The organism is Pantoea sp. y20 (assembly GCF_054903455.1).
Genome location: NZ_CM142816.1, coordinates 1,430,505 through 1,455,813, shown reverse-complemented (window position 1 = coordinate 1,455,813; position 25,309 = coordinate 1,430,505). Strand labels below are relative to the sequence as shown.

29 protein-coding genes are annotated in these 25,309 nt (G+C 54.9%); 11 read left to right on the top strand and 18 right to left on the bottom strand.

From position 1 onward, the window contains the following. Nucleotides 1-35 precede the first annotated feature (35 nt). Both ACYAC5_RS06750 and ACYAC5_RS06745 read right to left on the bottom strand, forming a co-directional pair. The gene (locus ACYAC5_RS06750) at nucleotides 36-860 is read right to left on the bottom strand and encodes an N-acetylmuramoyl-L-alanine amidase (protein WP_462062637.1); all 825 of its coding nucleotides are present in this window, start codon (nucleotides 858-860) and stop codon (nucleotides 36-38) included. Further along, nucleotides 860-1,180: a heavy metal-binding domain-containing protein gene (locus tag ACYAC5_RS06745; protein WP_007887640.1), complete on the bottom strand. Its 321-nt coding sequence runs from the start codon at nucleotides 1,178-1,180 to the stop codon at nucleotides 860-862. Before ACYAC5_RS06745 ends, ACYAC5_RS06750 begins: the two co-directional genes overlap by 1 nt. 98 nt (nucleotides 1,181-1,278) lie before the next feature. Here ACYAC5_RS06745 and ACYAC5_RS06740 point away from each other — a divergent pair, with 98 nt between their 5' ends. From ACYAC5_RS06740 to artJ (ACYAC5_RS06715), 6 genes are all read left to right on the top strand, one after another. Further along, on the top strand, nucleotides 1,279-1,818 hold the full coding sequence (locus ACYAC5_RS06740) for a lipoprotein (protein WP_217547102.1): 540 nt from the start codon (nucleotides 1,279-1,281) through the stop codon (nucleotides 1,816-1,818). A 239-nt stretch (nucleotides 1,819-2,057) separates the two neighbouring features. Next, complete coding sequence (artP, locus tag ACYAC5_RS06735) at nucleotides 2,058-2,786, top strand: arginine ABC transporter ATP-binding protein ArtP (RefSeq protein ID WP_101760978.1); 729 nt, start codon at nucleotides 2,058-2,060, stop codon at nucleotides 2,784-2,786. Between the two features lie 15 nt (nucleotides 2,787-2,801). Beyond that, the gene (gene artJ, locus ACYAC5_RS06730; protein WP_008102446.1) at nucleotides 2,802-3,533 is read left to right on the top strand and encodes an arginine ABC transporter substrate-binding protein; all 732 of its coding nucleotides are present in this window, start codon (nucleotides 2,802-2,804) and stop codon (nucleotides 3,531-3,533) included. A 6-nt stretch (nucleotides 3,534-3,539) separates the two neighbouring features. Beyond that, the gene (artQ, locus tag ACYAC5_RS06725) at nucleotides 3,540-4,253 is read left to right on the top strand and encodes an arginine ABC transporter permease ArtQ (RefSeq protein WP_462062635.1); all 714 of its coding nucleotides are present in this window, start codon (nucleotides 3,540-3,542) and stop codon (nucleotides 4,251-4,253) included. A gap of 2 nt (nucleotides 4,254-4,255) precedes the next feature. Then, nucleotides 4,256-4,924: an arginine ABC transporter permease ArtM gene (gene artM / locus ACYAC5_RS06720; protein ID WP_008102451.1), complete on the top strand. Its 669-nt coding sequence runs from the start codon at nucleotides 4,256-4,258 to the stop codon at nucleotides 4,922-4,924. A 134-nt stretch (nucleotides 4,925-5,058) separates the two neighbouring features. After that, nucleotides 5,059-5,790: an arginine ABC transporter substrate-binding protein gene (gene artJ / locus ACYAC5_RS06715; RefSeq protein ID WP_097094391.1), complete on the top strand. Its 732-nt coding sequence runs from the start codon at nucleotides 5,059-5,061 to the stop codon at nucleotides 5,788-5,790. 63 nt (nucleotides 5,791-5,853) lie between these two features. On the opposite strand, the gene rlmC is transcribed toward artJ (ACYAC5_RS06715), so the two are convergent. The 10 genes from rlmC to ACYAC5_RS06665 form a co-directional block, all read right to left on the bottom strand. Next, nucleotides 5,854-6,990 carry a 23S rRNA (uracil(747)-C(5))-methyltransferase RlmC gene (rlmC, locus tag ACYAC5_RS06710; RefSeq protein ID WP_110865828.1) on the bottom strand — a complete coding sequence of 379 codons (1,137 nt, stop codon included), beginning with the start codon at nucleotides 6,988-6,990 and terminating at the stop codon, nucleotides 5,854-5,856. Nucleotides 6,991-7,038: 48 nt separating this feature from the next. Further along, nucleotides 7,039-7,506 carry a YbjO family protein gene (locus tag ACYAC5_RS06705; RefSeq protein WP_101760982.1) on the bottom strand — a complete coding sequence of 156 codons (468 nt, stop codon included), beginning with the start codon at nucleotides 7,504-7,506 and terminating at the stop codon, nucleotides 7,039-7,041. A 74-nt stretch (nucleotides 7,507-7,580) separates the two neighbouring features. After that, nucleotides 7,581-8,426 (bottom strand): putrescine ABC transporter permease PotI, encoded by an 846-nt coding sequence (gene potI / locus ACYAC5_RS06700; protein WP_101760983.1) that lies wholly within the window; start codon nucleotides 8,424-8,426, stop codon nucleotides 7,581-7,583. After that, on the bottom strand, nucleotides 8,423-9,379 hold the full coding sequence (gene potH / locus ACYAC5_RS06695; protein WP_192413896.1) for a putrescine ABC transporter permease PotH: 957 nt from the start codon (nucleotides 9,377-9,379) through the stop codon (nucleotides 8,423-8,425). Before potH ends, potI begins: the two co-directional genes overlap by 4 nt. A gap of 9 nt (nucleotides 9,380-9,388) precedes the next feature. After that, nucleotides 9,389-10,522 carry a putrescine ABC transporter ATP-binding subunit PotG gene (potG, locus tag ACYAC5_RS06690; RefSeq protein WP_158238594.1) on the bottom strand — a complete coding sequence of 378 codons (1,134 nt, stop codon included), beginning with the start codon at nucleotides 10,520-10,522 and terminating at the stop codon, nucleotides 9,389-9,391. A 114-nt stretch (nucleotides 10,523-10,636) separates the two neighbouring features. After that, nucleotides 10,637-11,746: a spermidine/putrescine ABC transporter substrate-binding protein PotF gene (potF, locus tag ACYAC5_RS06685; RefSeq protein WP_101760986.1), complete on the bottom strand. Its 1,110-nt coding sequence runs from the start codon at nucleotides 11,744-11,746 to the stop codon at nucleotides 10,637-10,639. Between the two features lie 372 nt (nucleotides 11,747-12,118). Further along, on the bottom strand, nucleotides 12,119-12,598 hold the full coding sequence (locus tag ACYAC5_RS06680; protein ID WP_008102469.1) for a type III secretion system chaperone family protein: 480 nt from the start codon (nucleotides 12,596-12,598) through the stop codon (nucleotides 12,119-12,121). 87 nt (nucleotides 12,599-12,685) lie between these two features. After that, complete coding sequence (gene rimK / locus ACYAC5_RS06675; RefSeq protein WP_192413900.1) at nucleotides 12,686-13,588, bottom strand: 30S ribosomal protein S6--L-glutamate ligase; 903 nt, start codon at nucleotides 13,586-13,588, stop codon at nucleotides 12,686-12,688. Between the two features lie 17 nt (nucleotides 13,589-13,605). Beyond that, entirely contained in the window at nucleotides 13,606-14,328 is a 723-nt protein-coding gene (gene nfsA, locus ACYAC5_RS06670) for an oxygen-insensitive NADPH nitroreductase (protein WP_101760988.1), read from the bottom strand. A gap of 16 nt (nucleotides 14,329-14,344) precedes the next feature. Further along, nucleotides 14,345-14,596: a DUF1418 family protein gene (locus ACYAC5_RS06665; protein ID WP_101760989.1), complete on the bottom strand. Its 252-nt coding sequence runs from the start codon at nucleotides 14,594-14,596 to the stop codon at nucleotides 14,345-14,347. A 181-nt stretch (nucleotides 14,597-14,777) separates the two neighbouring features. Here ACYAC5_RS06665 and ACYAC5_RS06660 point away from each other — a divergent pair, with 181 nt between their 5' ends. Then, complete coding sequence (locus ACYAC5_RS06660; RefSeq protein ID WP_007887673.1) at nucleotides 14,778-15,041, top strand: GrxA family glutaredoxin; 264 nt, start codon at nucleotides 14,778-14,780, stop codon at nucleotides 15,039-15,041. A 33-nt stretch (nucleotides 15,042-15,074) separates the two neighbouring features. Here the strand turns inward: ACYAC5_RS06660 and ybjM are convergent, their stop codons facing one another. Beyond that, nucleotides 15,075-15,446: an inner membrane protein YbjM gene (ybjM, locus tag ACYAC5_RS06655; RefSeq protein WP_192413902.1), complete on the bottom strand. Its 372-nt coding sequence runs from the start codon at nucleotides 15,444-15,446 to the stop codon at nucleotides 15,075-15,077. A gap of 254 nt (nucleotides 15,447-15,700) precedes the next feature. On the opposite strand from ybjM, the gene ACYAC5_RS06650 reads away from it, so the two are divergent. Both ACYAC5_RS06650 and ybjG read left to right on the top strand, forming a co-directional pair. Beyond that, nucleotides 15,701-17,389 carry an aspartate:alanine antiporter gene (locus ACYAC5_RS06650; RefSeq protein ID WP_462062632.1) on the top strand — a complete coding sequence of 563 codons (1,689 nt, stop codon included), beginning with the start codon at nucleotides 15,701-15,703 and terminating at the stop codon, nucleotides 17,387-17,389. A gap of 361 nt (nucleotides 17,390-17,750) precedes the next feature. Next, nucleotides 17,751-18,356: an undecaprenyl-diphosphate phosphatase gene (gene ybjG, locus ACYAC5_RS06645; protein ID WP_101760992.1), complete on the top strand. Its 606-nt coding sequence runs from the start codon at nucleotides 17,751-17,753 to the stop codon at nucleotides 18,354-18,356. Between the two features lie 66 nt (nucleotides 18,357-18,422). On the opposite strand, the gene ACYAC5_RS06640 is transcribed toward ybjG, so the two are convergent. After that, a complete protein-coding gene (locus tag ACYAC5_RS06640; protein WP_101760993.1) occupies nucleotides 18,423-19,628 on the bottom strand; it encodes a serine hydrolase in 1,206 nt (401 codons plus the stop codon). A gap of 275 nt (nucleotides 19,629-19,903) precedes the next feature. Between ACYAC5_RS06640 and ACYAC5_RS06635 the strand changes: the two genes are divergently transcribed. Further along, on the top strand, nucleotides 19,904-20,560 hold the full coding sequence (locus ACYAC5_RS06635) for an HAD family hydrolase (RefSeq protein ID WP_101760994.1): 657 nt from the start codon (nucleotides 19,904-19,906) through the stop codon (nucleotides 20,558-20,560). A gap of 1 nt (nucleotide 20,561) precedes the next feature. Here ACYAC5_RS06635 and ACYAC5_RS06630 read toward each other — a convergent pair whose 3' ends face one another. From ACYAC5_RS06630 to ACYAC5_RS06620, 3 genes are all read right to left on the bottom strand, one after another. Then, nucleotides 20,562-21,695, bottom strand: coding sequence for a PQQ-dependent sugar dehydrogenase (locus ACYAC5_RS06630; protein WP_462062630.1), 1,134 nt, complete (start codon nucleotides 21,693-21,695; stop codon nucleotides 20,562-20,564). Nucleotides 21,696-21,799: 104 nt separating this feature from the next. Beyond that, a complete protein-coding gene (locus ACYAC5_RS06625; protein ID WP_462062629.1) occupies nucleotides 21,800-22,456 on the bottom strand; it encodes a DUF3313 domain-containing protein in 657 nt (218 codons plus the stop codon). Nucleotides 22,457-22,573: 117 nt separating this feature from the next. Further along, nucleotides 22,574-23,209, bottom strand: a complete 636-nt coding sequence (locus tag ACYAC5_RS06620; protein WP_101760997.1) for a carbonic anhydrase — start codon at nucleotides 23,207-23,209, stop codon at nucleotides 22,574-22,576. 315 nt (nucleotides 23,210-23,524) lie between these two features. Here ACYAC5_RS06620 and rimO point away from each other — a divergent pair, with 315 nt between their 5' ends. After that, a complete protein-coding gene (rimO, locus tag ACYAC5_RS06615) occupies nucleotides 23,525-24,850 on the top strand; it encodes a 30S ribosomal protein S12 methylthiotransferase RimO (RefSeq protein ID WP_110865820.1) in 1,326 nt (441 codons plus the stop codon). Here rimO and ACYAC5_RS06610 read toward each other — a convergent pair. Then, nucleotides 24,847-25,296: a DUF4385 domain-containing protein gene (locus ACYAC5_RS06610; protein WP_101760999.1), complete on the bottom strand. Its 450-nt coding sequence runs from the start codon at nucleotides 25,294-25,296 to the stop codon at nucleotides 24,847-24,849. The two genes, rimO and ACYAC5_RS06610, sit on opposite strands and share 4 nt — an antisense overlap. Nucleotides 25,297-25,309: the final 13 nt, after the last annotated feature.

The window sequence follows — 25,309 nt, the reverse complement described above, 5'->3', positions numbered from 1 at the left end:
AAAGGGCCGCCATTTATGGCGACCAATGCCGCGTATCACTGCGCCGCGCCGTACTTCGCTAATAACGCGCGGGCGATCGCCAGGGTTTCTGCATCGGCGATGCCGCGATAATCACGCGGGCGGAAATGCATTTGAAACGCCGCAATCAGCTTGCGCTGCATCTGCGGCGTGGTCGCCGCCGCCACGTCGTAGCCATAGCGCTGCAGCGCATCCAGCAGTTCTGCCTGATCCACGCCTTCATCCGCCGCGCGTCCGTTAAGATAGCGCTGCACCGTTGCCTGCTCGGGCCAAGCGCCTAAACCGTGCTCTGCCAGCTGCTGCCAGGGAAACAGCGGACCGGGATCCTGCTTACGCTGCGGCGCGATATCGCTGTGCCCGACCACATTTTCCGGCGCGATGCCGTAGCGCTGAGTGATATCTTTGACCAGCGCCATCAGCGCGCTGATCTGCTGCGGCGTAAAGGGCTGCCACTGCAAACCCGTTAAGGTTCGACGATAACCACTGTTGACGATTTCAATGCCAATCGAAGTGTCATTAATGCGCGTTGCGCCGCGCCAGAAACTCGGGCCTGCGTGCCACGCGAGTTGGCTTTCCGGCACCAATTGCCACACCACGCCCTTGCCGTTTTTATGCGGCGGATTCTGCGGAATCAGGTAGTGCGCGCTAACTTCCCGATCGGTCAGCGTCGCCAGCGAATTGGAGAAATCCTCAGCGGTGTAATGAATCACCACCACCTTAATACGCGGCCGCGCGCCCTGCGCCGGATGCGCGGTATCAACCCAGTAACCGTGGCGCGCTTCAATCGATGACTGACAAGCGCTAAGTAACAGCGCCACCGCCAGCAGGACAACCACGCGCATTAGCGAATAATCACGGCGGTGCCGGTGACGCTCACCATCAACATGCTGCCCTCTTTGCCGACAGTTTCGTAGTCGATATCGATGCCCACCACCGCGTTGGCGCCGAGCGCTTTCGCCTGCTCTTCCAGCTCTTTAAAGGCGATCTGGCGCGCTTTGCGTAACTCTTTTTCGTAGGCGCCAGAGCGGCCACCGACGATATCGCGGATACCGGCGAAAAAATCGCGGAAAATATTGGCGCCGAGAATCGCTTCACCGGCGACCACGCCGCAATATTCACTGATGCTGTGTCCTTCCAGCGTGGGCGTTGTAGAAAATTTCATGGTGTTCTCCTTTTCTGAATCAGCTCGTAGCGCTTAAAAGCAAGGCTATACTCTATGCTAAAAATGGCGCTTTGCCAGTGAACAATAAGGAAATCGAGATGAGAAACAATGCCTTTGCGCTGCTTATTCCTGCAGCGTTGCTGCTAAGTGCTTGTACCACCGTTGAGCCAGTGATTAAGGATAATGGCCCGCGCACCGCTGCCTGCGTTGACGGGGGTCCGGACGGCGTGGCGCAACAGTTCTACGATTTACGCGTCAGCCAGCCGACGCAAGGTTTGCCAGACAGCAACACACTGGCGAAATATCGCCCTTACCTGAGCGATCGCCTGTATCAAAAGCTGCTGAGTGCCAGCAGCCAGAATCCGAAACCAGCGGCGTGGACCCGCGGCGATCTCTTTTCCAGCCTGGCGCAAGGCCCAACTTCAGCGGACGTGGCCAGCGCATCCACCATTCCTAACCGCGACGCGCGCAATATTCCGCTGCGGGTTGAGCTGAGCCGCGACAGCAAAACCTGGCAAGATGAAGTGCTGATGATCCACGAAGGCACCTGCTGGGTGGTTGATGATGTGCGTTATGTCGGCCAGGTGCCCCACGCTGGCGGCGGTTCGCTGACGCAGCTGCTGGAAGCGAAAAAGTAACCGTTCACTTTTCCCGCCGTTAATACCATTGATTAGTGCGCCGCATCCTTGCGGCGCTTTTTGTTGATATTTTGTGAACAAAATAGGGCTTGCCAGCCCTCATCCACCTTGAGTTGCGCGATTTTGTGCTACGCTTTGGAGGTTTCACTGCTCTTTAATAAATATTAACCCACCACAATTGCATAACTATTCTGGTGACGTTAAAATCCGCGACACTAATTACTATTCATTTTTTGCGCATGAGTATTCAACTAAACGCCATAAACTGTTTTTACGGTACCCATCAGGCCCTGTTCGATATCAACCTGGCTTGTCCGCAGGGTGAAACGCTGGTGTTGCTCGGCCCGAGTGGCGCGGGTAAAAGTTCGCTCCTGCGCGTCCTCAACTTGCTGGAGCAACCGCGCTCCGGCAGCCTGCAGATTGCCGGCAACCAGTTTGATTTCACCAAAGCCCCTTCCGACAGCGCGATTCGCGAGCTGCGGCAGAACGTGGGCATGGTATTCCAGCAATATAATCTGTGGCCGCACCTGAGCGTGCTGCAAAACCTGATTGAAGCGCCGTGCCGCGTGCTCGGCCTCAGCAAGGACGCCGCGCGTGCGCGTGCTGAAAAGCTGCTGGACCGTCTGCGCCTGACGCCTTACGCCGATCGCTTCCCGCTGCATCTTTCCGGCGGCCAGCAGCAGCGCGTAGCGATTGCCCGTGCGCTGATGATGGAGCCGCAGGTGCTGCTGTTTGATGAACCGACCGCTGCGCTCGATCCCGAAATCACCGCCCAGATCGTCAGCATTATTCGTGAGCTGGCACAAACCAACATCACACAAGTGATCGTGACGCACGAAGTGGAAGTGGCGCGTAAAACCGCCAGCCGCGTGGTGTATATGGAAAACGGTCACATTGTTGAGCAAGGCGATGCCAGCCACTTTACACAGCCGCAAACCGACGCGTTTGCTAATTATCTTTCGCATTAAGTCAGGATGCTTCTAATGAAAAAAGTTGTAATTGCTGCCCTCCTTGCTGGCCTGAGCCTGAGCGCTTCAGCGGCACAGACATTGCGTTTTGCTACCGAGGCTTCTTATCCTCCGTTTGAATTCGTCGACTCTGATAACAAAATTCAGGGCTTTGATGTCGATCTGGCTAACGCGCTGTGTAAAGAGATGGATGCGACCTGCACCTTCACTAATCAGGCGTTCGATAGCCTGATCCCCAGCCTGAAGTTCCGTCGTTTTGACGCGGTGATGGCAGGCATGGACATCACGCCAGATCGTGAGAAGCAAGTGCTGTTCTCCAAGCCGTACTACGACAACTCTGCCATCTTCATCGCGCAGAAAGGCAAAATGGCTGACGTGGCCGCGCTGAAAGGCAAACGTGTAGGCGTGCAGAACGGCACCACGCACCAGAAATACCTCTCTGACAAACACAGCGACATCACCGTTGTGCCTTACGACAGCTACCAGAACGCGGTGCTGGATCTGAAAAACGGTCGTATCGATGCGGTATTCGGTGACACCGCCGTGGTCAACGAGTGGCTGAAGCAGAACGCCAACCTCGCGCCGCTGGGTGAGAAAGTGACGGACAAAGATTACTTCGGTACCGGTTTAGGTATTGCTGTGCGTCAGGGCAACAGCGAGCTGCAGGGCAAGTTCAATGCGGCGCTGGAGAAGATCAAAGCTGACGGCACCTACAAAACCATCTACAGCAAATGGTTCCAGCAGTAATTTCTGATGAATGAAATGATTCCACTCGCAAGCGCCGCCGGTATGACCGTCGGCCTTGCCGTTTGTGCACTGATCGCCGGCCTTGTGCTGGCGATGATTTTTGCTGGCTGGGAATCGCTGCGCTGGAAACCACTGGCGTGGCTCGGTACCGCGCTGGTCACACTGATTCGCGGCCTGCCGGAAATTCTGGTGGTGCTGTTTATCTATTTCGGCGCCTCACAGCTGCTGCTAACGTTCTCCGATGGCTTCCACATCAATCTCGGCCTGTTCGCTATTCCGGTGCAGGTGCAAATTGAAAACTTCGACGTCAGTCCCTTTCTGTGTGGTGTGATTGCGCTGGCGATGCTCTATTCCGCCTATGCATCACAAACCCTGCGCGGCGCGCTGAAAGCGGTGCCGGTGGGTCAATGGGAATCGGGCCAGGCGCTGGGGATGAAGAAGTCGGCGATTTTCCTGCGCCTGATCATGCCGCAGATGTGGCGTCACGCGCTGCCCGGTTTGGGTAACCAATGGCTGGTGCTGCTGAAGGATACTGCGCTGGTATCGCTGATCAGCGTGAATGACCTGATGCTGCAAACCAAAAGTATCGCTACGCGCACGCAAGAGCCGTTTACCTGGTATCTGGTGGCGGCGGCGATCTATCTGATTATCACGCTGTTCAGTCAGTTCGTGCTGCGCCGCATTGAATTGCGCACCACGCGTTTCGAGCGAGGGGCTTAAGCATGCTGGATTACTTACCCGAGCTGCTGAAAGGGCTACACACCAGCCTGACGCTGACCGTGGCATCGCTGATTGCGGCATTGGTGCTCTCTGTACTTTGCACCATCGTGCTGGCGCTCAAAGTGCCGGTGCTCAATTGGCTGGTGAAAGGCTATATCACGCTGTTCACCGGCACGCCGCTGCTGGTGCAGATCTTCCTGATCTATTACGGTCCCGGCCAGTTCCCCAGCATCCAGAACATTCCCTGGTTGTGGCATCTGTTATCGCAGCCGTGGCTGTGTGCGCTACTGGCGCTGTCGCTCAACAGTGCGGCTTATACCACGCAGCTGTTTTACGGTGCGGTGCGCGCCATTCCGTCCGGTCAATGGCAATCCTGCGCGGCGCTCGGCATGAACCGCAAAGATACGCTGCGCATTCTGCTGCCGTACGCCTTCAAGCGCGCCTTGTCGTCCTACTCCAACGAAGTGGTGCTGGTATTTAAAAGTACCTCGCTGGCCTACACCATTACGTTGATGGAAGTAATGGGCCACGGACAACTGCTGTATGGCCGCACTTACGATATCTCGGTATACGCTGCCGCTGGCCTGATCTATCTGGTGGTTAACGGCTTGCTGACGCTGATGATGCGTCTGGTCGAGAAGCGTGCGCTGGCATTTGAGCGTCGTAACTGATTTATTCCCTGCGGGCGCACTAAAAAAGCGCCCGCTGTTCGTTTAAATTAATAAGCAAAAATATTGCATATAAATTCATTAACTGGCATCGTGTAACCCGTTCCGTCTCTGGCATGGTTTACAGGAGTTACATAATGAAAAAATGGATCGTTGCTGCTGCGCTGGCAACTCTGGCAATGAATGCTTATGCGGCGGAAAAAATCCGCTTCGCCTCTTCCGCCACTTATCCCCCGTTCGAATCCCTTGATCACGACAACCAAATCGTGGGCTTCGATATCGATCTGGCAAAAGCACTGTGTCAGCAGATGAAAGCGGATTGCACCTTCACCAACAACGCCTTCGATAGCCTGATTCCGTCGCTGAAATTCCGTCGCTATGACGCAGTGATTTCCGGCATGGATATCACCGCCGATCGCAGCAAGCAGGTCGATTTCACCCAACCTTACTACGCTAACTCGGCGATTGTGATTGCGCATAAAGGCCAGTTCACCGACTTCAGCCAGCTGAAAGGCAAACGTGTTGGCGTTGAGAACGGCACCACACATCAGAAATACCTGCTGGAGAAACATCCGGAGGTGATTGCGGTGGCGTATGACAGCTATCAGAACGCGATTCTCGACCTGAAAAACGGTCGCCTGAACGGCGTGTTTGGTGATACGGCGGTGGTGAATCAGTGGCTCAAGGCCAATGACGATCTTAGCGCGGTAGGCGAGCACATCACCGATACCGACTTCTTCGGCACCGGTTTAGGTATAGCGGTACGCAAAGGCAATGAGCCGCTGCTGAACGAGCTGAACAGCGCGTTAGTGGCATTGAAGGCCAACGGCACCTGGCAGCAAATCAATCAGAAGTGGTTCCCGGAATAAGCATTATGGGATGGCGGAGCGTGCTGCCTGCCAGGTTCTGCACGTCCTCCGTGCAGGTGAACGTTACGCCGTCCCACCCTTCTTGCTCAGCAAGCACAGCACTTCAAAATGCGCGGTATGCGGGAACATGTCGAACAGCTGTACGCGGCTCACGTCATAATTGGCCAGACGCGCGATATCCTGCGCCATGCTGCTGGGATTGCAGCTGGAATAGAGAAGGTAATCCGGCGCCATCTCACTGAGATAAGCACACAACTCTGCGCCAATACCGCGACGTGGCGGATTCACTAATACCAGCTGCGGCACCGCTTCCCGTGAAGTGGCGAACTGCGTGGAATCCAGCGCGGCAAAACTCACTTTTTCTAATCCCAGCTGCTGCGCCGACTGCTGCGCACAGGCGATGGCTTCAGCATTGATTTCGATGCCGGTCAGCTGCATTTCGGGCGTTGCGCAGTGCAGGCCAAATCCCCCGACGCCACAAAACAGATCCCACATGCTGCTCACCGGCAACTGCGCGACCCAATCGCGCGCGGTGGCATAGAGATTGGCTGCAACCTGTGGATTGGTCTGAAAGAAGCTTTGCGGGCGAATATAGAGCGGAACCTGATTAAAGCGCTCCGCTAGCGCCTGATCCGGCGTCAGCGCAATCTCTTCGTCGCCTTCAAGAATCGCCATATGCACCGGCTGAATATTGGCGGAAATCACCTTCAGCTGCGGCAGTTGCTGTTGCAGCCACGGCAAGGCGTCGCGCAGCTGCTGCAGCTTGCTGGTGGAACGCAGCACAAAACGCAGCATCATGCCGCCCTGCGTACTCTCCGTCAGCAGCAGAAATTTCAGCTCACCGCGTTTACGCGCCACGTTGTAGGGCGTTAAACCGGCGCGGGCGATAAAAGGTTTGAGCTGCGCGAACACCGCACTGAAGCTGTCGGGATAGAGCGGGCAAGCGCAGAGATCGACCGGTTCACCGTCGCGCGCCACCATGCCTAAAATCGGCCGCTCTACGCTCCCGCTGACTACCATTTTGGCCTTATTGCGAAACCCTTGCTGCGCGGATTGCACCGGCGGCAGCCATTCGCCCACCGGCTTTTCAGCCAGCAGTTGTTCAAGCAGCGACTGCTTATCGTTGAGCTGTTGCGGATAGGGTTTTTCCAGCCACTGACACGAACGACAGCGACCGGCATCATAAAGCGCGCAATGCATGCAAATGCCTGTATTCAAAATCGGGAGAAAAAATCGGGGGCGATTGTATCACCGGCGCCGGAAAAAAGCGCGACTGCTGGCGGGCACAAACAGCAGCCCTAATACCAACACATCCGGGAGCTTTTGCAGCAGCGTGTGATGAATGATCTGCGCATTACTTTCACCAGGAATGCTAAAAATTTCCGGGTAGATCCAGCCCACTGATGCCATCAACATGTAGATCAGCACAATGATTTGCGTCGCGACATAGCCCCAGCGCCCACGATTGTTACCGCGCATCAAAATAAAGGCGCAGCGCAGTTCAAACAGGAAGATCAGCTGGCTAGCGATAAAGATCAGGGTGGAATCCCAGGCTTGCGCGCTGCGATGCACGAAGTTGGCGAGTTCGTCGTAACCCAGTTCGTTGGCCAGCATCAACACGCTGAGGCAACGCGTAATGATGATAGCGCTGCCCGCCACCATCACGGGCACCGGTGTAGCGTTAATCATTGAACCGTGTTTCAGGGTTTCCGACATGGTGTCGCTCCGTAACCATAATAAAACGGGCCGATAAAATCAGCCCGTTCTTATAGTGACAAATGTTACGGCTTTCAGCCACGTTTTGCTTTCTGAATATCGCGTAAACGCTGCTTTTCTTCGTGCGCCATAAAGCGCCAGGCGATAAAACCAACTAAACCGACGACAAACAGAATCAGCGAGGCTAAAGCGTTGATCTCCGGATTGACGCCACGACGCACGGTGGCGAAAATCGCCATCGGCAAGGTGGTCGCGCCTGGGCCGGTCACGAAGCTGGCAATCACTAAATCGTCCAGCGACAAGGTAAACGCCAGCAGCCAGCCGGTAACGATCGCCGGCGCGATCATCGGTACGGTGATCACAAAGAACACTTTCACCGGCGTTGCGCCGAGATCCATCGCCGCCTCTTCAATTGAGCGATCCAGTTCACGCAGACGCGAATTGATCACCACCGCCACGTAAGCAGTACAGAAGGTCACGTGCGCCAGCCAGATGGTCAGCATGCCGCGATCGCTCGGCCAGCCAAGAGTATTGCCCATCGCCACAAACAGCAGCAGCAAGGACAAACCGGTGATCACATCAGGCATCACCAGCGGCGCCGTCAGCATAAAGGCGAAGCCGTTGTGTCCACGGAAGCGGCCAAAGCGCACAATCACCACCGCCGCCATGGTGCCGAGCACCACCGCCATGGTGGCTGAGAGCGCGGCGATGGTCAGGCTGAGTCCCACCGCATCCAGCATCGCCTGATCCTGGAACAATACGTTGTACCAGTGGAACGAGAAGCTCTCCCATACCGTGACCAGCGGCGAACTGTTGAAGGAATAAACCACCAGCAGCAGCATCGGCGCGTAGAGGAACATAAAGCACAGCAGCAGAATCACAGTGCGCCACGGAGAGCGAATAGTTGGTAACTGGCTCATTCTTTCTCTCCCACTTCACGGTTCTGATGTTTGTGGAACCAGATAATCGGCAATATCAGAATCAAGAGGATGATCACCGCCAGCGCGGACGCTACCGGCCAGTCACGGTTGTTAAAGAACTCCTGCCACAAAATACGCCCAATCATGATGCTGTCCGGACCGCCGAGCAGTTCCGGAATCACGTACTCGCCGACCGCCGGAATAAACACCAGCATCGAACCGGCAATAATCCCGCCTTTGGTCAGCGGCACAATCACGCTGAAAAAGGTCTTCAGCGGACGTGCACCGAGATCCAGCGAGGCTTCCACCAGCGAATAATCAATACGCGTCAGCGCGGTATAAATTGGCAGCACCATAAACGGCAGATAGCAGTAAACGATCCCGATATACACCGCCGTGTTGGTGTAGAGGATCACCAGCGGATGATCGATAAAGCCGAGCCACATCAGGAAGCGGTTGAGAATGCCGTTGTTGTTGAGCAGGCCCATCCACGCGTAAACGCGCACCAGGAACGAGGTCCACGATGGCAGGATCACCAGCAGCAGCAAAATAGTGCGCATTGACGGTTTGCTGTGCGCCACCGCCCACGCCAGCGGATATCCGATCATCAGGCAGATAATGGTGGAGATGCCCGCCACTTTCAGCGATGTCAGGTACGCATCGGCATACAGCGGATCGTCAGTCAGCGTGAAGTAATTACCGAGATTGAGTACCAGATTGAGCTGACCATCGGCCCAGGTGACCAAATCGGTGTACGGCGGAATAGCGCGCGCAATATCGGCAAAGCTGATCTTCAGCACGATCAGGAACGGCAGCAGGAACAGCAGGATCAGCCACAGATACGGCATGGCAATCACCAGCTTGCGGCCGTGCTGCATCTTGATGCGCGTCGCCCAGCGCTGCAGCGGCGTGCCCACCACTTCGGGCTCGCTGCGTTGAGAAATCTGGCTCATATCGCCCCCTTAAACCGTCAGAACCACACAGCTGTCGGCGTCCCAGCAGAGACGCACTTCATCGCCCCACGTTGGCGCGCCTTTGCGGTAGCGATGGGCGTTTTGCAACTGTGCGCTGATCATCTGGCCGCTGCGCAGGCGCACGTGATAAATCGACAGGTCGCCGAGATAGGCGATATGCACCACTTCACCTACGGCAAAGTTACAGCCATCGGCAGGCACCTCTTCGCACAGCATCACTTTTTCCGGACGCAGCGCCACATGGACCGGCACGTTATCGACGACAGAAACATCGGTCTGCACTTTCAGCGGATGCACTAAGCCCGGCGCATCAATGATCAGCGCGTCTTCACCGCGTTCGCGCAGCAAGCCTTCGAACACGTTCACCGAACCGATGAACTCGGCGCTGTAGCGGCTGGTGGGATGCTCGTAGATCTCTTCCGGCTCACCAATCTGCACGAATTTACCGCGGTTCATGATGGCGATGCGGCCCGCCATGGTCATCGCTTCTTCCTGATCGTGCGTCACCATCACGCAGGTGGCACCGACACGCTCGAGAATATCGACCACTTCGTGCTGCATGCGGTCACGCAGCTTTTTATCCAGTGCGCCCATCGGCTCGTCGAGCAGCAGCAGTTTGGGCCGCTTCGCCAGGCTACGCGCCAGCGCCACCCGCTGACGCTGACCACCAGAGAGCTGATGCGGCTTACGCTTCGCGAACTCCTGCATATGTACCAGCGACAGCATCTCTTCAACGCGGCTGCTGATTTCGCCTTTCGGCAGTTTGTCCTGCTTCAGACCAAAGGCGATGTTCTGCTCCACCGTCATGTGCGGGAACAGTGCGTAGGACTGGAACATCATGTTGATCGGGCGCTGATACGGCGGAACATGGGAGAGATCCTGCCCATCCAGCACAATCTGGCCGCTGGTGGGCGGTTCAAATCCCGCCAGCATGCGCAGCAAGGTCGATTTACCACAGCCGGATGCGCCCAGTAGCGCAAAAATCTCACCTTTGTAAATGGTCAGACTGACATCATCAACGGCGTGCTGGCCGTCAAACGATTTAGTCAGGTTGCGAATTTCCAGCAGCGGCGTCATCGCCTTAGCCGTTTTATTTGGGGGGCGGGGAATCGCGTCGTTCACTAACATTTCTCCGGCGCTAAAATCGCGCGGCACAGCCAGCCGCTAGAAATGGCACAACAGAGGCCATCACTGCGCCTCTGCTGTCGTCTTCAGGCAATAATCGTTCAGAACGAATTACTTACCACTTTTTACTTTAGTCCATGCACGGGTGCGCACACGATCCAGTTTCGGATCCTGGACCTTGAGCACAAACAGTTTGGCCATTGCATCCGGTGTTGGGAAAATGCCCGGATTGTTGCGCACGTCCGCATTGATCAGCGGCAGCGAGGCTTTGTTACCGTTGGCGTAGTTCATGTTGTTGGAAACGTCAGCGATGACTTTGGGATCCATCATGTAATTAAGGAATTGGTAGGCGCCTTCCACATTTTTCGCGTCTTTTGGAATCGCGAACATGTCAAAGAATGCCAGAGCGCCCTGCTTCGGCACGATATAGCCGACATGCACGCCGTTGTTGGCTTTATCCGCACGATCTTTCGCCTGCAGAATATCGCCTGACCAGCCAATCGCCACGCAGATGTTGCCGTTCGCCAGGTCGTTGATGTACTGCGACGAGTGGAAGTAACGGATGTTCGGACGCAGTTTCAGCAGCAAATCAGTCGCTGCGCCAGAGTAATCTTTCGCGTCAGAGCTGTTGGGATCTTTGCCAAGGTAGTTCAGCACAGTAGCGAAAATCTCTTCCGGCGCATCAAGGAAGGAAACCCCGCAGCCTTTCAGTTTTTCCAGGTTTTCCGGTTTCAGCACCAAATCCCAGCTATCCAGCGGCACATCTTTGCCCAGTGCGGCTTTCACTTTATCGACGTTATAGCCGATGCCGGTGGTGCCCCACAGATAAGGAATCGCAAATTTGTTACCCGGATCGTGCTGCTCCAGTTTCTTCATCAGATCGGGATCAAGGTTTTTGTAGTTCGGCAGCTTGCTCTTATCCAGCTCCTGGAATACGCCGGATTGCAGCTGACGCGCGAGGAAGCTGGACGACGGCACCACCACGTCGTAGCCGGTACTGCCCGCCATTAATTTGCCTTCCAACACTTCGTTAGAATCAAAGACGTCATACACCACTTTATCGCCGGTCTGCTTTTCGAAGTTCGGCACGGTATCCGCCGCGATATAATCGGACCAGTTATACACATGTACCGTACTGCCTTCGGCCTGCACACCGCCGGCCGCAGCCATCAATGCACCAGCAACCACACCTGACAACCATTTTTGACGTTGGTTGAACATGTTTTACTTCCTCCTGAGCGGGTCATCACAACGCTGCATACACGGCGATCCGGACGTTGCGTTTTCTGTTAAATCACAGGCACACAATGAATCAATATTCAGCGGGAGTTTAATAGCAAAAACCTATACCTGCGCTGAGGTTGCACGTCTCAAGCAGCCCCGCAAGAATAGCCCCCCCGCACCACCTTCACCAGATCCCAGCTTAAAAAACGCCTTTTTGCGATGAGTTATGCATGTTTCTGCTATGGGGTTTGGCACTAGTGGCATAAAGCACGACTAATATCTGGCAATAAAGGGCAAAGTGCAGAATAAAAAGTGGTGGGGCAAAAATGAAAACTGCCGCAAAAAGCGGCAGTTAGCGAGGCGGGGAACTCAGTGCAGCATCGCGTGGCTGCTGGAGCTCGGCTGTCGCTCCTCTTCTTCTTCAACCACCAGCAGGTGGTTAGCAAAGGCTTCCATGATTACCATAGAAACGCCCTCTTCACTCTGCTTCATAAAGTGGGAGAACTGCCCGAAGGTTAATCCGGCGCTGGTACTGATAGACTGGCAGACAATCAGCTTCGGCAGATTGTCGTCCTGAATATCAACAAAGGCTTTAATCGTTAGCGAACTGGCATTGATCTGCGAGAGATCGCCCACCAGCGGAATCAGCGCCGTAGGTTTTACTTCTGCCAGCGCGGAGAAGAGGATAACGTTATCCACCAGGTCAATTTTTGCATCAAACACCCCGTCAAAATTCTGCATGTGCGGCAGGTGCAGTGCCTGACAGGCATCGCATTCGAACCAGGTGATATTTTGTTGATCCAGCCAGCGACGCAGTACGTCAATGTCCGGAACGACCAGTGAATCCATCGTAATATCCTGTGGGGTGAAGAAATAAGCGCCTTAGCTTACGGAAAAACCGATCTGGATGCCACGAAAACCGCTGAAAAGCGCCGGTTAGCCGCCGGTTTTAGGACGATAGCCGGGGCAAGCGTGCTGCTCAATCCACGTGATCATCATGGTGGCGATATCTAAACCGGTAATGCCCTCAATCCCTTCCAGTCCCGGTGAGGCGTTTACCTCCATAACCAGCGGACCACGCAGGGCGCGCAGGATATCCACACCAGCCACTTCCAGCCCCAGCGTGCTGGCGGCTTTCACCGCGATTTTGCGCTCCTGTTCAGTGATCTCCACCGCACGCGCTTTGCCGCCGCGATGCAGATTGGAACGAAAATCGCCCTCTTTCGCCTCGCGCTCAATCGCCGCCACCACTTCATTGCCAATCACCAGGCAGCGAATATCGCGCCCTTGCGCTTCCTTGATGAACTCCTGCACCAGAATATGGGCATTGAGGCCACGAAAGGCGTCAATCACGCTCTCCGCTGCCTGCCGCGTTTCCGCCAGCACCACACCGATGCCCTGTGTGCCCTCCACCAGTTTCACCACCAGCGGCGCACCGCCCACCATCGCGATCAAATCATCAGTATCATCCGGCGAAGAAGCAAAACCGGTGATCGGCATATCAATGCCCTCACGCGCCAGCAGCTGCAGCGAACGCAGTTTGTCGCGCGCGCGGGTAATCGCCACCGATTCATTGAGTGGATAGCTGCCGCGCACCTCAAACTGGCGCAGCACCGCGGTGCCGTAAAAGGTGGTGGCGGTGCCGATGCGCGGGATCACCGCATCAAAATGCCCCAGCGCCTCGCCGCGATAGTGCACCGCAGGCGAATCGGAATTGATGTTCATGTAGCAGGAGAGCGGATCGATCATCTGCACTTGATGGCCACGCTCCTCCGCGGCGTCGCGCAGACGCTTACACGAATAGATCGAGCCATCGCGAGTGAGAATGGCCATTTTCATTGCAGAGTTCCTTGTGCTTAGCGCGTCGCCCAGCCCTGCTGATGCAGGTAATCCAGTATGAAGGGACGCGTTTCTTTGATAATCAGACGCTGAATCAGCTGACTCCAGGTTTCGGAACGCTGGTTGCTATCACGCTGCTGATAATAGGCGGTAATTTGCTCATCGTATTGCGCCAACAGATTTTTATCGACTGCATGATAGCGGTTTTCATGTACCAGCATCGCGTGCGGCATGCGGGGTTTAACATCGGGTGTATCAGCCGGATGACCGATGCAGAAGCCGAACAGCGGCAGCACAAACTTCGGCAGTTCAAGCAGCTCGGTCACTTCAGCGATGCTGTTGCGAATCCCGCCAATAAATACGCCGCCAAGGCCCAGCGATTCCGCCGCCACCATGGCATTTTGCGCCATCAGCGCGGTATCAACGCAACCGAGCAGCAGCTGTTCAGCACGCCCCAGTTGCGCATCCGGGCAGATCTGTTGATGACGATTGAAATCCGCGCAGAACACCCAAAACTCCGCCGCTGCGCTGACCCAAGGCTGGCCGCCGGTCAGCTGGACCAGCTGCTCGCGCTTAGCGGGATCGGTGATACGAATAATTGAGGAGCACTGTAAAAAGCTGGAGGTCGAAGCCGCTTGTGCCGCTGCAATGATGGCGCTGCGTTGCGCCTCGTCAATGCCCTGTTCGGTAAAAGCGCGAATGGAACGGTGGCTGCACAGTAAATCGATAGTCGGCGTCATAAATTCTCTCCGGTGGTTACTTCTTTTTGTTGGAATGATTGAACAATTGCGGGGCCATCGCCTTCGCCGTGCGCCACATCATCATCCATGCGGCAGGCAGCATCAGCGCGATACCAAGAAAAAACAGCAGCGTCGCCAGCGGCTTTTTGGCGATGAAATCAGGTGCGCTCACCCAATCGTTGGTAAGCAACAAGGCGCCAATCACGGCAAGCACGCCGAGCACTTCGAGTAGCAACACGGGTTTGGGTAATGTGGCGAGATTACGCATGCGATGGTTCCTTGATTGTTCTTTCAGCGTTAGCCGCATTTTACCCAATGTATAGGCGGTAAGTATTAGAGTAACAGGTATATTCTTCTTCCTTTAAGCAGGATGGGCGGGCATGATGTGACGCATTATTCACGCTGTGATGTGATTCTAGTCACAAAACAGCAGCGGAAGGAGAGAAGCAATGATTGCAGTGATTTTTGGCCGTTCTAGCTGCCCTTACTGCGTACGTGCGAAAGAGTTGGCGGCTAAGCTGACCAGCGAGCGCGACGACTTTAACTATCAATACGTGGATATTCAGGCCACCGGCATTACTAAAGCCGATCTGGAAGCCCGTGCCGGCAAGCCGGTTACGACCGTGCCGCAGATTTTCCTCGACGATCAGCACATTGGTGGCTACACCGAATTCGCTGCCTGGACCAAAGAAAACCTGGGTATCGAAGCCTAAGAGAACGGGCCTGCGGGCCCGTTTTTGCAGGTACTATTCGGCTCGCATCGCCAGCATAATCCGCAGCAAGCGCACCAGCAGCGCACCACAGCCCGCCCAAAACAGCGCACTCAAACTCCAGGCCACAATCAACAAGCCGCTGTGCGTCATTGGCACCGCCAGCATTAACCACATCATACCCAGCAGCGTACCGCCTAGCGCGACCCACAAGGTGCTGATAAGCGGACTTTGCGGCTGCAGTAGCGCCATCACACATCCCGGCAGTAAAAACAGCAGTAATTCTGGCTGTCCGCGTACGGCTTGTTCACTGGCGGCGGCCCAGAAATGATGTGCATAAATAAACACCAGCGTATAAAGCATCACGCCCAGAATGGATGCTGGCCAGCGATTATTGCGCTGCAACATAATTATCCTCAACTTTGACGTTAACAATTATGAAACTTTTACTGCCCTGATGCGCACGACTGGAAATAAAAAGAAACAGCTGGAGGCGAAAGGAATGAAAACTGCCGATAGCTGAGGGTGTTAATTATGATTAGAATGACGCCGCTTTAGATTTCGGCTTGAACGCTTTTGTTGCAAGAACCTTAACGTTCGGCACAAGATAGCGAAAAAAGCCCCTCTCATCAACTGGTTACAGGTTAATAAGAAGTTAAACCGTGAACATTAACGTCGCAGAATTGTTAAGCAGAAATGACGTTCTGTTATTATTTGTCGTTTTAGCCCTCGGACTCTGCTTAGGTAAATTACGCCTCGGTTCGGTCCAACTCGGTAATTCCATTGGAGTCCTGGTTGTTTCGTTGATTTTAGGTCAACAGCATTTCGCCATTAATACTGACGCATTAAGTCTTGGCTTTATGTTGTTTATTTTTTGTGTTGGCGTGGAAGCCGGGCCTAACTTTTTCTCGATATTTTTCCGCGACGGTAAAAACTACTTCTTTCTGGCGATTGTCATGGTGGTCAGCGCGCTGTTAATCGCCCTGACGCTCGGCAAAGTATTCGGCTGGGATATTGGTTTAACCGCGGGCATGTTGGCCGGTTCAATGACCTCAACGCCGGTGCTGGTGGGTGCTGGCGATACGTTGCGGCAAAGCATCAGCGACAGCCATCAGCTCACCTTGATGCAGGACAACCTCAGCCTCGGATATGCCCTCACCTATCTGGTAGGTTTAGTCAGCCTGATTTTTGGCGCGCGCTATCTGCCGCGCCTGCAGCATCAGGATCTGCCGACTTGCGCGCAGCAAATCGCGCGCGAGCGCGGCCTCGACGCTGATAGCCAGCGCAAAGTGTTTCTACCGGTGATCCGCGCGTATCGCGTGGGTCCGGAACTGGTGGAGTGGAGCGGCGGTAAAAACCTGCGCGAGCTGGGCATTCATCGCCAGACCGGCTGCTACATCGAGCGTTTGCGCCGTAACGGTATTCTCGCCAGCCCGGACGGTGACGCGATGCTGCAGCTGGGCGACGATATCTCGCTGGTGGGCTATCCCGATGCGCACGCGCGTCTTGATCCCAGTTTCCGTAACGGCAAAGAGGTGTTCGACCGTGATTTGCTGGATATGCGCATCGTCACCGAAGAGATCGTGGTGAAAAATCACAATGCGGTGAACAAGCGCCTGAGTCATCTCAAACTGACCGATCACGGCTGCTTCCTTAACCGGGTGATTCGCAGCCAAATCGAAATGCCGATCGATGACAGCATTATGCTGAACAAAGGCGATGTGCTGCAGGTAAGCGGCGAAGCGCGTCGCGTGAAAAGCCTGGCCGATCGCATTGGCTTTATCGCCATTCACAGCCAAATCACCGATCTGCTGGCCTTCTGCGCCTTCTTTATCGTCGGCTTGATGGTCGGGATGATCACCTTCCAGTTCAGCAATTTCAGCTTCGGCATCGGTAACGCCGCTGGATTGTTGTTCGCAGGCATCATGCTGGGCTTTATGCGCGCTAACCATCCTACATTTGGCTACATCCCGCAGGGTGCGCTAACGATGGTGAAAGAGTTTGGCCTGATGGTGTTTATGGCGGGCGTTGGTCTGAGCGCGGGCAGCGGCTTGCAGCACGGATTCGGCAGCGCCGGCGCGTTGATGCTGCTAAGTGGCTTGCTGGTGAGTTTGCTGCCGGTGGTGATTTGCTATCTGTTCGGCGCTTACGTGCTGCGTATGAACCGCGCGCTGCTGTTTGGTGCCATCATGGGCGCGCGCACCTGTGCGCCAGCGATGGAGATCATCAGCGATACCGCGCGCAGCAGCATCCCAGCCTTGGGCTATGCAGGAACATATGCGATCGCGAATGTTTTGCTGACGCTGGCCGGTACCCTGATCGTGATAATCTGGCCGCTTTTGCCTTTATAAAAATATTTTTGCGCTGTCCAGAACTTTCTTCTGGGGTCGCAGTCTGAATAAGTGCCACTGCTTTTCTTTGAAATCCCCAAATTGTGGAGCCCGCCGGTCACTGACTTGCGGGTTTTTTTATGGCTGCCATTCTGCCGCTTAAGGTTCTCCTCAAATAAAGATTCCATCCTGCCACTCTGATGTCGATTTTTTAAATCTTCATGCAACTTTCATCAAAGTTAAACACTCCAACAACCCGCGATAAGATTAAGAGCGCGACTATTTATTACTGGTTCGGACGCTTCTAGGCTATCAGCTTTATTTTGCAGACAATTTTGCTCTGCTGTTTTTCGGGTAAACAAGACGAGGACAAGGAATCGTGATGGAAGCATTGAACCACACGCTCTTTTTATGGATTAACGCTACAGAGGATTCACCGCAGTGGCTGATCACTCTGGCGACTTTTATCGCCAAAGATGTGATCGCCATCGTACCACTGCTGATTGTGGCGCTGTGGCTGTGGGGACCGCGCGATCAGGTGCAGTCTCAACGCGAGCTGGTGCTAAAAACCGGCATGGCGCTGCTGTATGCGCTGAGCATTTCGTGGTGCGTCGGCCAGTTGCTGCCGCATCCGCGTCCGTTCGCTATTGGTTTTGGCCATCAGTTACTGTCACACCGACCTGATGATTCCTATCCGAGCGATCACGGCACCACCATTTTCACCTTTGCGCTGGCATTTATCTTCTGGCATCGCCTTTGGTCAGGTGTGGTGTTGCTGGTGATAGGCAGCGCCATCGCCTGGTCACGCGTCTATCTTGGCGTGCACTGGCCGCTGGATATGCTGGGCGGATTCCTGGTTGGCTTGCTGGGTTGTCTGGCGTCGCACATGGCGTGGCAGCTGTATGGCGAACGCATGCTGGCGTTTACGCATCAGGTGTATCGCGCGCTGTTCGCCATGCCGATTAAGAAAGGGTGGATTCGTGAGTAAGCGATGGGGTCGCCATTAATGACGAGCCTGTAAAAAACGGTGCGCATCAAGCGCACCGTTTTTGTCTCAACTAAACCACTTCCCGAACCAGCCGTGGAATTTCATCATGATGAAATCCCAAATGCGGCCAACAAAGCCACCTTCCGGCACCGCTTCCATCGTCACCAGCGGACGTTGCTCAATGGTTTTGCCATCCAGCTGGAAATCGATAGTGCCCACCACCTGATTCTTCTCCAGCGGCGCTTCCAGCTGCGGTGAATTCAGGGTAAAGCTGGCCTTGAGGTTTTTCATCTGCCCTTTTGGTACGGTGATCGCGGCGTCTTTTGCGACGCCAAGATTGACCTGGCTGCGATCGCCAAACCAAACGCGCTGCTGCGCAAACGGTTTATCGGCCTTAATCGGCGTCACGGTTTCATAGAAGCGGAAGCCCCACGTCAGCAACTTCTCACTTTCGCGGAAACGCGTGGCATCGGTCGCCGCACCGAGCACCACGGAAATCAGCCGCATATCGCCTTCGGTTGCCGACGCCACCAGATTGTTACCCGCGCCGGAGGTGTGACCGGTTTTAATGCCATCCACCTTGAGATTGGTGCTCCACAGCAGACGGTTGCGGTTCATCTGCTTAATCTTATTGAAGGTGAACTCTTTTTCGCTGTTGATCGCATACTCTTCCGGTACATCGCTAATCAGGCGCTGGCCGATAATCGCCATATCACGCGCGGTGCTGTACTGCCCTTCGGCGTCCAGGCCGTGTACCGTCATAAAGTGGGTGTTTTGCAGGCCAAAGGCCTTGACGTAGTTGTTCATCAACCCGATAAACGAATCCTGGCTGCCCGCGACATAATCAGCCAGCGCGATACAGGCATCGTTGCCGGATTGAATCACCACACCTTTATTCAGCTCAGAGACCGGAATGCGATCGCCGGGCTTAAGGAACATTAGCGATGAGCCGCGCAGCTTGGGATTGCCGGTTGCCCACGCATCCTGGCCGATGGTAACCATGTCATCGTTGTGAATCTTGCCCGATTTCAGCGCCTGGCCGACCACATAGCTGGTCATCATTTTGGTCAAACTGGCGGGATCGAGGCGTTGATCGGCATTAGATTCCGCCAACACTTTGCCGCTGTTGTAATCCATTAAAATCCAGGCTTTGGCGTCAATTTGCGGTGCCGCAGGTGCCTGTTCAGCCAGGGTGGCTGCGGGGATAAAGAGTAACAGAAGTGAAGACGCAGCCAACGGCCGCCAGACAGAAGCGAAGGTGTTTTTTCTCATGAGCGTGACCAGATTGTCCTTGTTAAATCTCGGTTTTCTTGCAGGCAAGACATGTCTTGCCCCACGCTAACGGTTCAGGCCAGCGAAAAAAACCGCTCAATCGTAAAGTTTTATAGAGTTTATTAGAGTAACCCTGGCACCAACCGCGCAGCGCCGCCACTTTTGCCCATCTGACTTCCGAAAAAATTTGCGTGTAATTCCGATTTTTCGCAGAACGGTTAAGCCAGTCACAAATTTCCGCTAACCTGAACTCAGTCAGCCTGAGGAGAGCCGCGATGGACTTAGCCATTTTCGATTTGGACGAAACCCTGATTTGTGAAGACAGCACCAGCCTCTGGCTGCGCTGGTTGGTTTCACAGGGCTTTGCCCCCGAAGAGATCATCCAGCAGGAGAAAATCCTGATGGAGCAATATCACACCGGTACGTTATCCATTGAAGAGTATATGAACACCACGCTGGCGCCACTCGCCGGCATGGCAACGATGACCGTTGAAGGCTGGGTACGCCGCTTTATCCATCGCGACATCATGCCGCGCGTGTTCCCTGCCGCCCGCGAGCGTATTGCGTGGCACCAGCAGCGCGGCGACACGGTAATGATCATCACCGCCAGCGGCGATCATCTTGCGGTGCCCATCGCCGAACGCCTTGGTGTACACGGCGCGCTGGCGATTGGCGTGGAAGTGGTGGATGAACGCTACAGCGGACAAACCTACGGCACCATGACCTATCGTGAAGGTAAAGTGACACGCCTCAGTGACTGGAAAGCGTTACAGCAAGATCAACGCTTTGAACGCACCTGGGCTTACAGCGATTCGATGAATGATTTACCGCTGCTGGCACATGCCGATCATGCGTGGGTGGTCAATCCCAATCCGCTGCTGCTGCAGGAAGCACAACAGCGCGGATGGGAAGTGTGTAACTGGGCTCGCTAATTTAACCGCGTGGGGCGCTGGCTGTGTCTGGCAGCCCCACTTTCAGCAGCTTGCCGTTGGATTCATCGGTTAGCACGTACAGATAACCATCCGGGCCTTGACGCACATCTCGAATACGTTCGCCACGATTTTCCAGCAATCTCTGCTCCTCCACCACTTTCTCGCCGTTGACCTGCAAGCGAATCAAACTCTTCTCTTTCAGCGCACCAATAAACAGGGAATTTTTCCACTGCGGGAAACGCGCGCTGTTGTAGAACGCCATGCCGCTGATGGCCGGCGAGACTTTCCAGAAATGCAGCGGTTGCTCAGTGCCTTCCACTTCACTGCCCTTTGCTTCCGGCACTTTCTGCCCGCTGTAATCAATGCCGTGCGTCGCCAGCGGCCAGCCGTAATTCTTGCCTTTCTCGGGGATGTTGACCTCATCACCACCGCGCGGGCCGTGTTCGCTTTCCCACATTTGCTGCGTCCACGGATTGAGCGCCAGCCCTTGCGGATTGCGCATGCCGTAGGACCAGATTTCCGCGCGCGCGCCTTGACGATCAACAAACGGATTGTCCGGCGGGATTTCACCGTCTTTGGTCAGACGCACGATTTTACCGGAGAGCTTATCCAGCTGTTGCGCGCTGCTGCTGGCGAAGTTGTCACCGAAGGCGATATAGAGAAAGCCCTGGCGATCAAATGCCAGTCGCGTGCCGATATTGGCGCCGCCCGACAGCTTCGGCGTTTGCTCCAGCACCACTTTAAAGTCACTCAGCTGACGGTTGTCATCGCTCAGGCGACCATAACCCACCACGCCACCTGCCCGACCGCTGGCATCGGCGGTGGTGTAGCTGAGCCACACGCGGCGGCTTTCGGCGAAGTCCGGTGCCAGCACCACATCCAGCAAGCCACCCTGACGATTCGCCCACACCTTCGGCACCCCGCCGATCGGTAGCGACAAGCCTTTACCCGGCTGCCAGCTGCGCAGCTGGCCGGATCGTTCAGTGATTAACAGCGTTTGATTATCGGGTAGAAAAGACACGGACCACGGATGGTCGAGCTTGTCCTGAAGCACCTGAACCTGCACATCGGCAGCGAATAACGGTAAGGACGTGCTTAAAGCGCCAAACAGCAGCGCGGCGGGCAGTAAACGCATGGCATTCTCCTTTATCGCGGTCTGCCGTAAAGCGTAGTCAGCGCGTGACAAAGGATGTGCAGGATTTACAAAACATTAAGCCCGGCACGCCGCCGGGCGAGAATTTACTGTGCGGGGAAGGTCAGCGCATCGCGGACCATCTCGTCGATGCCCGGACGCAGATCGTTAAGTGTGATTGGCGCACTGTTGTTCGGCAGATTTTTACCAAATGCCTTGCGTACCACCTTGATCAGCGGCTTGCCAGTCTGCGCATCCAGCGCTTCCATTTCGAGGAACAGCGCGCTGTTTTGCGTGCGATGTCCAGTCGCTGCCATGGTGCTGGCAACAACAGCGGCAATTGGCACCACTTCATAGAACTGCACGCCTTCATTTTCGGCAGAAACGGCGGTGATAGCGGTTTTAACTACCAGCGTGTGAGGGCCTTTTTGCGTCACCAGCGGTTTACGCTGGGAAATCGCGTGCTTGAGTTGCGTATCGGTATAGCTGCGGATCGCATCCAATGTTTGCTGATCGATACGTGCCGTGGGGTGTGCCGCCGGATAATAGACCACTGGCGTATACACCACGCCTTTATAATCAGCATCATGGTAATCGGGTGAAATCCAGCGCAAGGTCGGTTTACCGCTGGGCGACTCAGTGGCCTTCAACTCACTGTAATCGCCGAGAAATCCTGAATATTGTTGTTGATTAGTCACATGGGAAGTACAGCCCACCGCCAGTATTGCCAGCGTTAAAACAGAAGCATAAAGGGGAAATCGCATGAGAAAGCCCTTATCAGAGGTAATTGCTTCTCAAGTGTAGGAGGTCGTCAAAAACGTGGCGGGAAATATTAACGAAATGCGAGGATAACCACCTGCAATGCAGGTGGTTAGGCGGAATTACTCGAAGCAGGTTTCCGGGTTTTCCGACAGCGAAATAAAGGATTCACCGCCTTTGGTCAGGGCAATGATTCCGCCACTCTCAATATCATAAACCCATCCATGCAGGCGAATTTTGCCTTTACGCAGCGCTACCGCTACGGAAGGGTGTGTTTTGATATTGTTCAGCTGCGCAATCACGTTCTCTTTCACCATTTCGTTGAGACGCTTCTCAACGGAATCGTAGTTACGCTCTTCCACCACCGCTTTAGCGGCGTTGGCGTAGTGCAACCAGTGATCGACCGCGGGCATGGTTTCGAGATCGGCATTGGAAGCAATGGCGTTCATGGCACCGCAGTTAGAGTGACCACAAATAATAATTTCGGTCACGCCCAAAGCGACAACCGCGTACTCAATGGTTGCGGACACGCCGCCCGGCTCTGGACCAAACGGTGGCACGATATTACCGGCGTTTCGGATCACGAACAGCTGACCCGGCTCCGACTGCGTCACCAGCTCTGGCACCAGACGGCTGTCTGAGCAGGAGATAAACAGGGCTTTGGGATTTTGGTTGGACGCCAAACTTTTGAAAAGATCCTTCCTTTCAGGGAACACATTCTGTTGAAAATTCAGAAAACCTTTGACGATCTCTTGCATATGTCTGCTCTCACATTATCCACTTCTGCCCTGGCAGTGAGGATTCACTATCAGTGCGATTTGAAATTTTCAGTGAAGATAACAACTTACCTTCACCGACCCAACATTTAAGCAAAAGGCGCCAGCTTACACAACTCGGATCGCCACAGAGGGCCATTGCGCCAGCGAGTGAGCCGCACCGCCAACAGAGTTAAGCACAATCATCATGCATTAGTTACCCCATAAGGAGATTCTTACACAGCCTATACATTTTCCCCGGCAACCTCTGTACAATCGCCCCCCTATCCACACTAATTATGATGAATTTTTATCCTTATGAGCCATGTCAAAAATCCACCGCGCGTGGGGTTCGTCTCCCTCGGCTGTCCGAAAAACCTTGTCGACTCTGAACGCATCCTGACGGAGCTGCGTACTGAAGGCTATGACGTGGTGCCACGCTACGATGATGCGGAGATCGTCATCGTTAACACCTGTGGATTTATTGACAGCGCCGTACAGGAATCTCTGGAAGCGATTGGTGAAGCGCTGAACGAGAACGGCAAAGTGATCGTCACCGGTTGCCTCGGTGCCAAAGTGGATCAGATCCGCGAAGTGCATCCGAAAGTGCTGGAGATCACTGGCCCGCACAGCTACGAGCAGGTGCTGTCGCATGTGCACACTTATGTGCCGAAACCAGAACACAATCCGTTCCTGAGTTTAGTGCCAGAGCAAGGTGTCAAACTGACGCCGCGTCATTACGCCTACCTGAAAATTTCCGAAGGCTGCAACCATCGCTGCACCTTCTGCATCATTCCATCAATGCGTGGCGATCTTGATAGCCGCCCAATCGGTTCGGTGCTCGACGAAGCTAAACGTCTGGTCGAAGCGGGCGTGAAAGAGCTGCTGGTAATCTCACAAGACACCTCCGCTTACGGCGTGGATGTTAAACATCGCACCGGTTTCTGGAACGGATCGCCGGTGAAAACCAGCATGGTGAGCCTGTGCGAGCAGTTAGCCAAACTCGGCGTGTGGGTGCGTCTGCACTACGTTTATCCTTATCCGCATGTGGATGATGTGATCCCGCTGATGGCCGAAGGCAAGATTCTGCCGTACCTCGATATTCCGCTGCAGCACGCCAGCCCGCGCATCCTCAAGCTGATGAAGCGTCCCGGCGCGGTAGAGCGTACGCTGGAGCGCATTAAGCGCTGGCGTGAAATCTGTCCGGAGCTGACGCTGCGTTCAACCTTTATCGTCGGTTTCCCCGGTGAAACCGAAGAAGATTTCCAGATGCTGCTCGACTTCCTGCGGGAAGCGCGCCTAGATCGCGTTGGCTGCTTCCAGTACAGCCCGGTAGATGGCGCAACTGCTAACCAGCTGCCGGATCAGGTACCGGACGACGTGAAGCAGGATCGTTTTGATCGCTTCATGCAGCTGCAGCAGAAGATCTCCAGCGAACGGCTGCAGGAGAAAATCGGCCGCGAAGTGCTGGTGCTGATTGATGAAGTGGACGAAGAAGGCGCGGTGGGACGCAGCATGGCTGACGCCCCGGAAATCGATGGCGCGGTTTATCTGAACGGCGATCGTCAGGTGAAAGTCGGCGACGTGGTCCGCGTTAAAGTGGAACACGCCGATGAATACGATCTGTGGGGCACGCGCGTTTAACCATACTTCTGCTGGTGCGCACGCTTGCGCGCCAGATAGTCAGTATCCGCGCGCAGTTTATCCCAGCACGCTTTGAAAACGGCCGCCGCAGCGGCCTTTTCTTTTTCTGTGGTACGCGGCAGTTCGTTGCCCGCCTCGTCATATTTACGCCCGCCCTGATGATTACTGTAGCGGCGTGCACGCGTATAACCCATCTGAATATATTTGCGCGCCATATCCATACCGACAAAATCGTCCTGCGCGCGATATGCCTCAAACAGCTGCATGATCTGCTGTGAAGATTCTTTTGCCAGCTCGACGGTGCGAAAACGCCAGTGCGGCAGAATCTCACTTTTATAGGGCTCGACCATCAGCACGCCCTGCTCGCCGCGCCCCACCTGATACAGCTCTGGCTGCTGGCGAAAATTGATGTGCTTGAAATCCTGCTCGTAGTTAAACGCTTTCATCTGTTTTTCCCGC